The following is a 12681-nucleotide window of genomic DNA, read 5'->3' as shown; positions in this document are numbered from 1 at the left end:
TCATAACCTATTATGATGAATACTTTGTAAAGTTTAAACAATTAATTTCTCTTTGTCTATATATATAAATAATATTATTATAAAATTTACAAATAGAAAAAACCAAAGGGCACCCTTTGGTTTTTACATTTTTTTATGTTGTTTAGAAAGCTTTTTCCACTTATCACGCTCTGCTCTGGCAAGGATTGCATCTTGTCTTCTCATAAAATACGCCAGTTCTCTTTGTAATTTTTTATAGCTTTTCAAACGATCTATCGTAATAAGTCCGTTATCAATTGCACTATGCACCGCGCATCCTGGTTCATTCTCATGCTTACAATCACGAAAACGGCATGTTGTCGCGAGTTTTTCAATATCAGAGAATGTTGTTTGAATCGCTTCGCTTCCTTCCCAAAGTTGCAATTCCCTCATGCCGGGAGTATCAATAACTAAACTACCACTCGGTAATCGGAACAATTCACGATGAGTTGTCGTATGTCTTCCTTTACTATCTTCCTCACGAATATCTCCCGTTTTTGCTACTTCAATTCCTATAAGTGCATTTAACAAAGTGGATTTCCCAACACCGGATGATCCGACTAAAGCAATTGTTTTCCCTGAAGAAACAAATTGCTGCAACGATTCAATACCAGTATGCTCTAAACTATCAACGACGAAGATTGGAACACCAATTGCCACAGCTTCCGTTTCAACAATTTTCTGTTCCATGTCCTCACATAAACTACTCTTTGTTAAAACAATTACAGGCATTGCACCGCTTTCATACGCTAAAAGTAAATAACGTTCCATTCTTCTTACATTAAAATCATGGTTAAGTGCATTCACTAAAAATAGATAATCTACATTCGCTGCTATTACTTGTTCTTCCGTTCGAGTACCAGCCTCTTGTCTAGAAAAAGAGCTTCTTCTCGGAAAAATACTATGAATGATAGCTTTCTTTTCATTCTCTATTTTCTTTATATACACCCAATCACCAACAGCTGGATAATCTCCCTTCGTTACTGCTTCATGCCGAAACTTCCCAGACAGTTCTGCCATATATTCACCATCGTTACAAATAATGCGATATATATGCTTATGCTCAAGTAAAATACGACCTACTTCAAATTTCTCTACAGCTTGTTCCTCAAAAAAAGAATCCCAGCCATACGATTCTAAAATATTTTGATTCAAATTGATATCCTCCCTAGTTTTAGCTAAGTGGAAGGATAGTGCGCTCACTTATATCGTTTCGCCCTTTCCATCCACCTTTGTATTTGGTTTATTATTCATATAAGTTATTTTCGCCATAACACATCACCCCGTTCTTATTTTAATTACTCTCATTATATGGAATTCTCCTATAAAAAGCTACATCATTTAACGTAATTTTCAAATAACTTGTTTTTGAGCATTCTAATTTGTCCTCGGTGACTAATTTCATCTTCTAGCACATGAAACCAAAGATAGTGCTGGTTATATACTACACCGTTAGGCCACTTTCTTTCTGACATGAGCCACTCATCACCTTGTTCACTTAAATACTTCAGAGATTCTTCTCGAACACTTTGTAGAAGTTGTACATAATACTGTATTTCATGACCACGGATTGCTCTACCCGCTTCCCCTAAATACAGTGCATCTTCCCATATTTCTAATTCTTCTTTTGTAAAGTCACGATCTTGAAATGAAATAAGCTGATGAACTTTTTCAATAGCTGCTATATGTTTTAATAAGGCACCAATTGAATTCCCGCTACTCTGCATAATTAAATCTAATTGCTCAACTGATAAATTTCTTACTTCGCCTAATGTTACAGCTCTCGTATGCTCAAGCATGCTTACTAATTCCCCTATTTTTTTTGTATAACCATCTACACTTCTTATTCGATAATCTATATTCATATCACGCACCCCTTTCTGCATTCATATTATTGTAAAAATGATTCATATAATAGACTGAAATCTATCGGAATTTTCTGTTATAATTAAATTGAATACAAAATATACCCAAACAAACTTTCTCAATATGCTTATATGAAATATTAAAAGGAATCAATATAAAATAATCGAATCTTATTCACTAAAAGGAGTGGATTCGATGGAAATGTATCAATGGCTAACCGCTGTTCTCGTTGGTGGCATTACTGGCTTCGTTTCCCATCTAATCAATAACCAAGGTAAGTTATTGCTTCCACGCCGTTTGAAAACATTTTTTCATTTTGGATTTTTAACTGATATTTTTACCGGTAGCCTAGCCGCACTTCTCGGACTCGTTTTATTCGATGTCACCGCAATAAAAGAAATTATAAAAGTATCCATTGTAACTGCTATTTCCGGTCAAACTTTCTTACTACATCAAGCTCTTGGTGGCGAACAGGCTAAAAATACGCAAATTGGGAAAGCTGATGAGAAGATTCAAGAAATTGACAAATTATTGCGACGTTAGTGTATACTTTCTTTTAAAATTATTGTTATAATGAGAAATAAATATTTTCTATTGCGTCGTTTGTCAGGAGAAAGGGTGTTTCGTATGACAAAAAAGAAAATAGAAGATTTCTTAACAAACTCCGAAAAAGAGGAACTGCTAGAAAACTATAAATGTTTACGAGAAGCCCGCACAAAAAGCGAAGCTAACTATTTTGGTGAAGCAGTGAACCATCTATTAAATAAAGCAAAACAACGAATTATTAAAGATGCAGGTATACATGATGAAAATGCAGCAACTGTTCAATCAAAAAGAAAAGCACTGTTTTAGTTACATTAGCTAAAACAGTGCTTTTTGTTACAATATTTTTCACATTACTTTCACATCTATTTCACAAATATAAGTACTTCTATATGTTAAACTAGGTATATCCTTTTCCGAGGAGCTATATGCCGATATATAAATCCCTATCACCATAGGGATTTTTTATTTTCCCATAATTTTATTACAATTCTTTTTCAATAATATAGCTGAACAACGAATTATTAAAGATGCAGGTATACATAATGAAAATGCAGCAACTATGCAATCAAAAAGAAAAGTACCTTTTAGACTTAACCCAAAAAGTGCTTTTTGATTTACTAAAACTTTATGATGCAATTCCTTTTTCATTATCTTTATTAATGTTTTCACTTTTTCTAAACAGAAATAAAGCTAAAACATATAATAACGCAGTAAAGCTACCTACTAATATAAAATTATGAGATGTTGCAAATAACATTCCTGCTATTGCCGCACCAATCATTTGGCCAATGTACATCGAGGCATTTGCAAGAGCAGCACCTGTTCCTCTTGCTATAGTAGACATGTTTTGTAAGTGTCCCATCATTAATACAAACAAAATTCCTGTCACAAAAAATAAAACAAAGAAAAATAATTCAACAAATATAATACTCTTTAAATAAGGGAGTATTACATATAACACTGCTGTAAATACAATTCCACCATAGAAAGAAAAATTGTAACCAATTTTATTTACGAGTCTAGGGACCCAAATATTACCAGCTAAATTTCCTAATCCTAGTACAAGCATAGCCGTACCTACTTCATGAACCTGTAACCCAAATTGAACGAAAAGCCATACACCAAAGAATGAAAATGCAGCAAAATTTCCGGTTTGAAAAATAAAGTAGGCAAAATAGGAAAGTGAAACCTTTGAATCTGTAAGTAATTGTTTATAACGCTTTAAGATAGATTTTTTATTTCCACTTATATAAACAGAGGGTACTATCCCTCTGTTTCACTAATCTTCTAAAATAGATTGGATTTCTTTCATGACTCTTTTATTCAATGAAACGTCTACCGCTTTCACACTTTCTCTTATTTGCTCTGCCCGCTTTCCACCAGGTATAACTGTATCAATTCCTTCTTTATTTAATAACCATGCTAACGCTAAATGAGACACTTCAATATCATTTTCTTTAGCTAGCCCTTTTAACTTTTCCACTTTCTTAAAATTACTCTTATATGTATTTTCTTCAAATAGATTTACATTTTGGCGCCAATCGACTTCGTTCAATTTAAAATCTTCTGTATATTTTCCGCCTAATATTCCAAAAGCAAGAGGCCCATATGGAATAAATGAAATACCCGCTTCTATACAATGCGGCAACAGTTCTTCCTCAGCCGTACGTTCTAACATATTGTACGGAGATTGTACAACATCTATATGACCATGTTGGTTCGCTTCTTTTAATTGTTCTATGTTTACGTTCGATATTCCAATTGAACGAATTTTCCCTTCTTCTTTTAAACGAGTAAGCTCTCCGATTGAATCTATGTAACTTGTTTCAGAATTTGTAAAATGCAAATAATATAAATCAATATAATCAGTCTGTAACCTTCTTAAGCTATTCTCCACAGCATTTCTTAAATAACTTGGTTCATTGTTAATATAAGTTTCTCCATTTAATAACGGTTGAATTCCACCTTTTGTAGCAAGTATAAGCTTATGGCGTTTTCCCTTTAATACTTCTCCTACCATTTCCTCAGATCTACCGACACCATATGAATCTGCTGTATCAAAAAATGTAATCCCTTGCTGAATAGCTTCTTCTACTAATTGCTTTCCTTCTTCTTCATTCACATCAGCATATAAATTATGTCCCCCTACTGCATTTGTACCTAAACCCAACTTTGAAATATTTAATCCTGCCTTTTGCAATTTTGTATACTTCATTTTTTCTCCCCCTATATTTCTATCGTTCTAATATATTCGAAGAATAGAAATATACCACTTTATATGTTATAGTGCAAATATCTCAACTTATACAAGCAGGTGAAATATGCGTACACTCTATCATCCAAATCGAGAAGAAATTCAATTTTCTTCTGTCTTATATGCACTTAGCGATCAAATTCGTTTACAAATTGTAAATATGTTACTAGAGAAAAACGAACAATCTTGTGGCGCTTTAAACATTCCTATTGCGAAATCAACTTTATCTCACCATTTCAAAGTTTTACGTGAGTCAGGTGTTATGTACACGCGCCTTGAAGGAACACAACGTTTCATTTCAATTCGTGAAGAAGATTTAAATGCTAGATTCCCAGGTTTGTTACAAGTTGTATTACATGCGACAGAGCCATATTAAAAAACATCTCATATGAATATGAGATGTTTTTTAATATGGCTATTCTTTTAATAAATCTATTAATCCATTTCCTTCAGATGTACGTTCGTACCCTAAAGGTACAGTTCTTTTAATGAGTTGTGCATATATTTCCGGCTCCGATAACTTTCGACCATATTCTTTCTCACACTGTTTAATGAGCAAGGCGAGCGCTCCAGCAACATGCGGCGTCGCCATGGAAGTTCCACTTAACACAGCATATTTCCCATCTGGATACGTAGATAATATTTCATCACCTGGCGCTACTAGATCAATTTCTTGATTTGAATTACTAAAACATGTAATCTTCCGCTCTAAATTAACAGCACCAACTTCAATTACCTCAGAATAAGCACCTGGGAAATCTAATTCCTCTGTTTCATCATCGCAATCTCCATTATTTCCAGCAGCACATACAACGAGAACATCCTGATTTACCGCATTTTGAATTGCTTCATGTAATTCTGGAACATCTTGCGGACCACCAAGTGACATTGAAATAATTCTCACTTTCTCTTGATTCGGCCCTCTCCAATTTACAGCATAATGAATTGCCTCAATAATTTGCTCATAACTTCCAGAACCATCTCCCGCTAAAACTTTTAATACTAACATTTTAGCAAGTGGTGCAACTCCCAATACACCGACACCATTTTCAGTCGCGGCAATCGTGCCCGCTACATGAGTACCATGTCCGTTATTATCAAGATACACATTTGGATCAGCTTCATAATCTTTTGTGAAATTTCTTCCGCCGATAATACGATCCTTTAAATCTATATGATTGGTATCACACCCTGTATCTAATACGGCAACGACTACATCTTGCCCCTTCACACTCTTTTCCCATACTTGTGGAGCGTGAATCAGTTGTACACCTGGTGGAATTTCATTTACTTGCTCTACCACCTTATTTACGGTAAACGGAATCAATTGTATACCTTTTTGCTTATTCACTGTACTACTCATCGTAATCCCTCCTGAAAATGTATTATTTTCATTTCAGACCACTTTTGAATACTTGTAAATGTAACATTCGTTTTATTCTTTTTGTTTTCCTTCTTTTCAAATATTTCTCAACATCATTAACTAACTCTATACTACTTTTTTATTTCCCCTATGATTTGTAGGAAGTAACAGCCCGTGTCGTTCAACTAATAACCAAAATAAGAGGACCAATTAATGGTCCTCTTACAGTCTTTTAAAAAAATGATATGTAATTTGAAAAATAATATAAATTAAGACTAAACCTCACTCTTGTTTAAAAACTTTTCTATTTCTTTTACTAAATATTCCGCTCCCTCTATCCCAACAGTAATATTTCCATTTGCTAATGATATGTTCTGTTCTGAAACATCACCTGTGATTTGGCAAGCATTGTAAGGTTGATATTTTTGCAAAATGATTTTATCTGCTTCTACAAAAATTTCAAGCGGTGATTTGATTTGTATTCCCAATACATCGCGTAATTCTTTAGGGATAACAATTCGTCCTAATTCGTCTACTTTTCGAATAACTCCTGTTGCTTTCATAGTTCTCCCCCCTTACTCTCTATTAATTTTTCCACCTCGCTTTTTCCATTTTATCACTTTTTGACAATACTTGCCTCTTTTTAGAAAATTTTGTACTCGAGTTAAAAAAACACATTTAATGCATACGTAATCTCTCTTTCAATTGTTTTACATAACGGGATCTTATAAGTAAGAAGTATACAACTTGAATACCTATGAAAATACTTAATACAACTGTATTTTCTTTAAACAATGAGTACTCAAACATTTGCCCTAACGCCGTTAAGGCTACTGCCCCATGTAATGTTGCAACACCAATTGGAACGAAGAATAAAAGCGCCAATCGAATTGTAACTACCTTCGATAATTCCCCACTCGTCAATCCAACTTTTCGAATCATTTCGAACAAGCGAACATCATCCTCCAAATCGGAGAATAAACGGAAGTAAAGGAAACTTCCTGCGCAAACGAAAAATACTATACCAATAAAGAAACCTACAAATAAAATCGGTCCTGCAATTTGTAAACTTTGGTTTTGTTCGTACTCTTCCGCACTAAACGTTGAATGTTCTTGATGCGGTTTAATTTGATGCGTAAGCTCTTTACCAATTTCAATCTCATCTTTCATTCTTTCAGTTTTATACATATAATCTTTTGTCTCTATAAATCCATCTTGTAATGAATCATATTGATTATTAGAGATTACATAAACATTTCCTCTTAATATTTTCCCCAATGAAGATGAAGTAACTTTTTTCACCTTTAAATGTTCATTCATATTGGGTAAAGTAATTTCTTTTCTTTCTTTCATCGCCGGCCCTGGTATATTAGCTGACAAAAATACAACCTCTTTATTTGCTACAGTATTAAATGGTTCTCCTGTTAACTTTGCATATTCCTTATAGTCTGATTCTTTTATAAAAGTGGCGCTTCTTAACGACTGTTCCTCCGTTTTCTTTGTCGAAATATTAGTTTTTGAAGCTGCTATATTATGTTTCTTTAATCCTTTGTCAATCATTTGTATATGTTGTGATTCGTTACTATTCCCTTGCTTAGAATGGTAATGAAACGCAATTGGTCTCTCCATTATCCCTTTCGTCATGGATGCAAAGCCAACTAATGTCCCTATTGCTGAAAATGCTACAGTAGAAATAATGGTTACAATAAAGAACATTCTTGCGTTATCTCTCATGCGATACGCTAAATCTGATAACGTAATAATATTAGTCTGTGTCCAATAGAAACGTTTACTTTTTTTACATAATCGAATAATAAAGACACTCAGCTGCTTGTACAACAAATACGTCCCAATAGTAACTACCGTTGTAACAGGAATCATCATAATAAATACCATTGCGCCATGCGATAGAAGAGCTCCTATATAGCCAGCACTAAGCAACACTACTGCTAATATTGAAGAAATGATTGATGCTTTCGGTTCCGGTTTTGCCTCTGCTGATCCTCTAAACAACTTCATAATTTTATTTTTACGAATCATTCCTGCACTAAACAATGATATGATCATAAATAATATGAAAAACATAATACTCGTTACAACAATTGCTTTCATCGGTATGTAATAGGATAAGGAGATATCTAGTTTTAATATCATCGGGGCGGCAAATATTAATACCCCTGAAAATAACATACCTGAAAGAATACCAAAAATAATTGCCCCTATTCCAATCATAATATTTTCAAAAAAGATAAGACGCTTTAATTGATATTTCGTCATACCTAGCATCATTAAAATTCCTAGCTCACGCTTTCTCGTTTTTAAAAACATTCCCATCGAATATAAAATAAAGAAGAATGTAAATAAGTAAATAATAGACTGTGCAAAAGACATACTTACGAATACGTACTGCCCCAATTCTCCTGCACTTAATGCCGGATGAAACGCAAAAAATGAATACACAAAAAAGGCCATAATTGCAAATGCACTACTTAAAAAATAGGCTGAGTATGTCCGTCTATTTCGCGTTACATTCCGATATGCGAGTTCTCTAATGTTCATATTACTTCTCCGCCCTTCTTTCTACTAACTATGTTTTTATATTAGTAAAGTACGGAAATAACTTCCATCGATTCAAATGACAAAAACCTTACATTTTTGAAAGGTTTAAAAAAATTGATTATGCGTAGCACTTTATTTATAATGACTACATTCATATTCATACACACATCCTATTGTATATTCGTTAGTTTTGCGAAATAATAAAGGATAGAAGTATGTACCAATATAATACATAATTTTTTTTACCGCTTTAATATGAATAGGAGGAAAATATAATGACATTACAAGAACAGATTATGAAAGCATTACATGTTCAGCCTGTAATTGATCCAAAAGTTGAAATTCGTAAACGAGTTGATTTCTTAAAAGATTATGTAAAAAAAACAGGTGCAAAAGGATTTGTACTTGGGATTAGCGGCGGCCAAGACTCTACATTAGCAGGACGCTTAGCACAACTTGCAGTTGAAGAAATTCGTAACGAAGGTGGTAACGCAACGTTTATCGCTGTACGTCTTCCTTATAAAGTACAAAAGGATGAAGATGACGCACAATTAGCGTTACAATTTATTCAAGCTGATCAATCAACTGCATTTGATATCGCTTCAACCGTTGATGCTTTTTCAAATCAATACGAGAACTTATTAGGTGAATCATTAACTGATTTCAATAAAGGTAACGTGAAAGCTCGTATCCGTATGGTTACACAATATGCAATTGGTGGACAAAAAGGGCTACTTGTTATCGGAACAGATCACGCTGCAGAAGCTGTAACAGGGTTCTTTACAAAATTCGGAGATGGTGGTGCAGATTTATTACCATTAACGGGATTAACGAAGCGCCAGGGACGTGCATTATTACAAGAGTTAGGTGCAGACGAGCGACTGTACTTAAAAATGCCAACAGCTGATTTATTAGATGAAAAACCGGGTCAAGCTGATGAAACAGAGTTAGGTATTACTTATGATCAATTAGATGATTATTTAGAAGGTAAAGCAGTTCCAGCTGACGTTGCAGAGAAAATTGAAAAACGTTACACAGTAAGTGAGCATAAAAGACAAGTACCAGCGTCAATGTTTGATGATTGGTGGAAATAGAACATAAAAAAAGAAGCTAATCTTTTAGCTTCTTTTTTTATGTTAGCGATATACCCCTACTCTTTTCTCCAATAAATCTTGCAAGCAATCTTCATGTTGTTTACAAAATAACGGTGGCATGTCGTCTAACGGGAAAAACTTCAAATCTAACGTTTCATCACCATCTACTTTTTTGTCGCCTCCAACTATTGAGCATGAAAAACACATCACAATTGACTGTGCCTTATCTCCATTTGGATATGATTGAAAATATTTTGTATACACTCCAATAAGCTCATTTATTTCTACATCATACCCGGTTTCTTCTTTTATTTCTCGAATCGCAGTTTCCGCAGCCGATTCTCCTATCTCCATTGCGCCACCTGGAAATCCCCAAGCGTTAAAGTCTCCTCTTTTTTGCAATAATACTTCTCCCTCTTTATTAAATACACAACCACCGGCAAAATTTAAGAAAACATAATCATGCCCTACTTTTTCACGTAATTCTTTTATATAGTTGGCCATTCTCTTTCCCTTTTTCATACTTCTATCACTATTTCTTATCTTTTTCAAGCAACTCAATAATTCGATCTAGCTTCTGGTTCATATTAATTACATAGTGTTTCTTTGCAGCGCTGCTTTGTAATACTCTTCTAATAAACAAAGTAAATGATATGAAAAACAAAACGATAAGTCTGATTACTAAACAAGTATATATCAATGTAAATATATTACTTTCGAACAAGTTCATTCAGCATTCACATCTTCTCCTTTTTATTTTATCACATAATTAACAATTTTTTAAATTAAACAACAAATATAAAAAGAGCATCTTTTACAGATGCTCTTTCTCATTACTTAATACGTAAATGTAATTGTCGCTAATGAATAACCGGTCATTGCACTATATGGTGCTACTTGATAAGACACACGCTTTGCACCTTTTGGCCAATTTATTTCATTTAATACTTTCTTTATATCTTGCATCGCTCCATCCATGGACTGCTTATATCGTACTTCTACTTTTTCTGGTTTGGCTGCAAACTGTTGCTGTAACTTTTTCTTAAATTCATTATAATTTTCTGCTCCGTATTCCGCAGATAAGTATTGTAAATTTGTTTCTTTTAACATTTGCTCATATACGACAGTTTTTGAGCTACCAGCTTTTATTTTATTTGTTAATTCACCAAAATAACTTGTAGTTGCTGCTGGATATTTACTACGATCCCAGTCGTGATCTTTACTTAACTGTTCGTCAGACATATTAAAATATGAGTAAGTTACACGCCCTACTTTATCTGGTACTGGATCATCAAATGTAGTATCTAGGTGATACCATTTGTTTTCAATGTTTACTAAATTCCACGCGTGAGCTTGTCCGTTTCCTGTGCCTGTTACAATATGATTTTGAATACCTGCCTCTTTTAACAACTCATACGTTAATAGTGTATATCCTTGGCAAACGGCAGAACGATTCGCTAATGCTTCATATGCCGTATACGCTTGATAAGACGTATCATAAGACACATGCTTAACAACGTAATCGTGAATAGCTTTTACTTTCTCATGCTCATCCATCCCTGGTTTTACAATTGATCCAACAATTGCTTTCGCCTGAGCTTTTACATATTGAGTTTGTTCTTTTGATTCACGGTATTTTACTTGCAGTGTAAACGTATAGTCCCCTGGCATTCCTTTAATAGAATATCTAGTAGACGCTACATTATATTTTACATACTCATCAGCATCTACAATTTTATTAAACTCACCATACAATTGATCCATAATATTTCTAGCATTTCTATCTTTTGTTTTATATGTGATTGTAATATTTTCTTCTCGATTATCAATCTGTTTTTTTAATTCTTTTCTGAAATCATCTAATAACTTTACATCTGATTGTGCTGTCACTGTAGTCGGATTTGTAGCTGCATAAGATACAGATGACGCTTGTAAGCCTCCCATTACTATAGTTGAACAAAGTGCGGCAGCTGTCACATACTTACTTGTCTTTCCCATCTTGTCACTCCTTATATTCTATAACTATACGAAAAAGTATCGTATAGTTTCAGAGTATACAATACTTTTTCGTATAGGTCATATGAGATTATGCATATTAACTAATTCACATAAAAAGGTTGTTCTTTTAAAAAGAACAACCTTTTTTCATTAGCAAGTTTGTAATACGCAGCATGTATTTTCAAAACGTCGATTTTTCAAATCTTCATTACTAATGCAGAAATATAGCATTCCTAGTTCTCCCCAAACCATATTACAATTTTTATGATCTGAATCAATTTGGAATAAAAGAGTCATTTGCTGCGGGTCTACTCCCATATATTCTCCTGTCTCATATAACACTTCTTCTTGTACAGAGAATGGCTCACCAAACATTTGATGGTTATCGTAGTTATCCGGAATTAGCTCTTCAAGTAATTGCAAGAAATGATCTGAATCAGCCTCATCTTCAATGAAAAGTTCTGGTAATTTGTATGTCAGTTCAAAAGTAATTGCACACTGGTTATATTTCGCTTGTATTTGATTTTCTCTTCGTAATTGCTCTACAGGAATATCATAATAAAGTACATGCCCAGCTTCTGTTAGGTTCACATTTTCTTCAAAATAATTTTCAATGCAAAAGAAATACAGCATCCCCGTTTTAGGAAGATTGTGATCCATACCAACATTTTGTAAATCACTTAAGTTAAATTGCGCGATAAATTGTAGTGGATTTCCTTTATGCTTTGGATATTCAAATAAAGCTGGTAAATCTGGAAATCCCCCCATTTTCGAACTACCTATCGCAACAGTTTCCTGCTGCTTTGGCACAACTTTTATACAAGGAAATATAGTATTAATAAGTTCCTCTTTCAAGTGTGTTAGTTCATATTTATCAATTAATACTTCAATTTTTTTATTCATAAATTCTCCTTACATTTACATACTTATTTGTATCTTAGTACAAAGATTATACTTCATTCTTTACAAAATCAACAAGCCTC

General features: G+C 33.7%; 14 protein-coding genes and 1 pseudogene. 4 read left to right on the top strand and 11 right to left on the bottom strand.

The features are described from left to right. Positions 1-123: 123 nt before the first annotated feature. Both rsgA and DOS87_RS09910 read right to left on the bottom strand, forming a co-directional pair. Complete coding sequence (gene rsgA / locus DOS87_RS09915; RefSeq protein WP_001073085.1) at positions 124-1173, bottom strand: ribosome small subunit-dependent GTPase A; 1050 nt, start codon at positions 1171-1173, stop codon at positions 124-126. 182 nt (positions 1174-1355) lie between these two features. Then, positions 1356-1883, bottom strand: coding sequence for a DinB family protein (locus DOS87_RS09910; protein WP_098506288.1), 528 nt, complete (start codon positions 1881-1883; stop codon positions 1356-1358). A gap of 196 nt (positions 1884-2079) precedes the next feature. Here DOS87_RS09910 and DOS87_RS09905 point away from each other — a divergent pair, with 196 nt between their 5' ends. After that, a complete protein-coding gene (locus DOS87_RS09905) occupies positions 2080-2427 on the top strand; it encodes a DUF4257 domain-containing protein (protein ID WP_000426317.1) in 348 nt (115 codons plus the stop codon). Between the two features lie 84 nt (positions 2428-2511). Next, the gene (locus tag DOS87_RS09900; RefSeq protein ID WP_000162602.1) at positions 2512-2736 is read left to right on the top strand and encodes a hypothetical protein; all 225 of its coding nucleotides are present in this window, start codon (positions 2512-2514) and stop codon (positions 2734-2736) included. A gap of 319 nt (positions 2737-3055) precedes the next feature. Here DOS87_RS09900 and DOS87_RS09895 read toward each other — a convergent pair. Then, positions 3056-3694 (bottom strand): annotated as a pseudogene (locus tag DOS87_RS09895) (MFS transporter); the annotation flags it as partial. 15 nt (positions 3695-3709) lie between these two features. Then, a complete protein-coding gene (locus tag DOS87_RS09890; protein WP_098577923.1) occupies positions 3710-4645 on the bottom strand; it encodes an aldo/keto reductase in 936 nt (311 codons plus the stop codon). A 106-nt stretch (positions 4646-4751) separates the two neighbouring features. Between DOS87_RS09890 and DOS87_RS09885 the strand changes: the two genes are divergently transcribed. Beyond that, on the top strand, positions 4752-5060 hold the full coding sequence (locus tag DOS87_RS09885; protein WP_001259903.1) for an ArsR/SmtB family transcription factor: 309 nt from the start codon (positions 4752-4754) through the stop codon (positions 5058-5060). 39 nt (positions 5061-5099) lie between these two features. Here the strand turns inward: DOS87_RS09885 and DOS87_RS09880 are convergent, their stop codons facing one another. The 3 genes from DOS87_RS09880 to DOS87_RS09870 all read right to left on the bottom strand — a co-directional run bounded on the left by DOS87_RS09880 (position 5100) and on the right by DOS87_RS09870 (position 8606). Then, positions 5100-6047, bottom strand: a complete 948-nt coding sequence (locus tag DOS87_RS09880; protein ID WP_000099758.1) for a serine protease — start codon at positions 6045-6047, stop codon at positions 5100-5102. Between the two features lie 275 nt (positions 6048-6322). Then, positions 6323-6610, bottom strand: a complete 288-nt coding sequence (locus tag DOS87_RS09875) for an AbrB/MazE/SpoVT family DNA-binding domain-containing protein (RefSeq protein ID WP_000648324.1) — start codon at positions 6608-6610, stop codon at positions 6323-6325. Between the two features lie 115 nt (positions 6611-6725). Continuing rightward, entirely contained in the window at positions 6726-8606 is a 1881-nt protein-coding gene (locus DOS87_RS09870) for an ABC transporter permease (RefSeq protein ID WP_063675241.1), read from the bottom strand. A gap of 275 nt (positions 8607-8881) precedes the next feature. Here DOS87_RS09870 and nadE point away from each other — a divergent pair, with 275 nt between their 5' ends. Then, positions 8882-9700, top strand: coding sequence for an ammonia-dependent NAD(+) synthetase (gene nadE, locus DOS87_RS09865; RefSeq protein ID WP_000174897.1), 819 nt, complete (start codon positions 8882-8884; stop codon positions 9698-9700). 42 nt (positions 9701-9742) lie between these two features. Here nadE and DOS87_RS09860 read toward each other — a convergent pair whose 3' ends face one another. The 4 genes from DOS87_RS09860 to DOS87_RS09845 all read right to left on the bottom strand — a co-directional run bounded on the left by DOS87_RS09860 (position 9743) and on the right by DOS87_RS09845 (position 12601). Next, entirely contained in the window at positions 9743-10204 is a 462-nt protein-coding gene (locus tag DOS87_RS09860; protein ID WP_000024996.1) for an NUDIX hydrolase, read from the bottom strand. A gap of 28 nt (positions 10205-10232) precedes the next feature. Next, positions 10233-10430, bottom strand: a complete 198-nt coding sequence (locus tag DOS87_RS09855) for a DUF4083 domain-containing protein (RefSeq protein ID WP_014894789.1) — start codon at positions 10428-10430, stop codon at positions 10233-10235. Between the two features lie 107 nt (positions 10431-10537). After that, positions 10538-11698, bottom strand: a complete 1161-nt coding sequence (locus tag DOS87_RS09850) for a transglutaminase domain-containing protein (RefSeq protein WP_098577922.1) — start codon at positions 11696-11698, stop codon at positions 10538-10540. A gap of 150 nt (positions 11699-11848) precedes the next feature. Next, complete coding sequence (locus DOS87_RS09845) at positions 11849-12601, bottom strand: YwqG family protein (protein ID WP_001034829.1); 753 nt, start codon at positions 12599-12601, stop codon at positions 11849-11851. Positions 12602-12681 lie beyond the last annotated feature (80 nt).

It is taken from the genome of Bacillus sp. CR71 (genome assembly GCF_003429245.1).
Classification (GTDB): Bacteria; Bacillota; Bacilli; order Bacillales; family Bacillaceae_G; genus Bacillus_A; species Bacillus_A thuringiensis_S.
This window is presented reverse-complemented; position numbering and strand designations above follow the sequence as displayed.

What these genes read in the sequence shown, in the direction of transcription:
- nadE (WP_000174897.1), top strand. Translation starts at nt 8,882, where the DNA reads ATGACATTACAAGAACAGATTATGAAAGCATTACATGTTCAGCCTGTA.
- DOS87_RS09855 (WP_014894789.1), bottom strand. Translation starts at nt 10,430, where the DNA reads ATGAACTTGTTCGAAAGTAATATATTTACATTGATATATACTTGTTTA.
- DOS87_RS09910 (WP_098506288.1), bottom strand. Translation starts at nt 1,883, where the DNA reads ATGAATATAGATTATCGAATAAGAAGTGTAGATGGTTATACAAAAAAA.
- DOS87_RS09900 (WP_000162602.1), top strand. Translation starts at nt 2,512, where the DNA reads ATGACAAAAAAGAAAATAGAAGATTTCTTAACAAACTCCGAAAAAGAG.
- DOS87_RS09890 (WP_098577923.1), bottom strand. Translation starts at nt 4,645, where the DNA reads ATGAAGTATACAAAATTGCAAAAGGCAGGATTAAATATTTCAAAGTTG.
- DOS87_RS09845 (WP_001034829.1), bottom strand. Translation starts at nt 12,601, where the DNA reads ATGAATAAAAAAATTGAAGTATTAATTGATAAATATGAACTAACACAC.
- DOS87_RS09870 (WP_063675241.1), bottom strand. Translation starts at nt 8,606, where the DNA reads ATGAACATTAGAGAACTCGCATATCGGAATGTAACGCGAAATAGACGG.
- DOS87_RS09880 (WP_000099758.1), bottom strand. Translation starts at nt 6,047, where the DNA reads ATGAGTAGTACAGTGAATAAGCAAAAAGGTATACAATTGATTCCGTTT.
- DOS87_RS09850 (WP_098577922.1), bottom strand. Translation starts at nt 11,698, where the DNA reads ATGGGAAAGACAAGTAAGTATGTGACAGCTGCCGCACTTTGTTCAACT.
- DOS87_RS09905 (WP_000426317.1), top strand. Translation starts at nt 2,080, where the DNA reads ATGGAAATGTATCAATGGCTAACCGCTGTTCTCGTTGGTGGCATTACT.
- DOS87_RS09860 (WP_000024996.1), bottom strand. Translation starts at nt 10,204, where the DNA reads ATGGCCAACTATATAAAAGAATTACGTGAAAAAGTAGGGCATGATTAT.
- DOS87_RS09875 (WP_000648324.1), bottom strand. Translation starts at nt 6,610, where the DNA reads ATGAAAGCAACAGGAGTTATTCGAAAAGTAGACGAATTAGGACGAATT.
- DOS87_RS09885 (WP_001259903.1), top strand. Translation starts at nt 4,752, where the DNA reads ATGCGTACACTCTATCATCCAAATCGAGAAGAAATTCAATTTTCTTCT.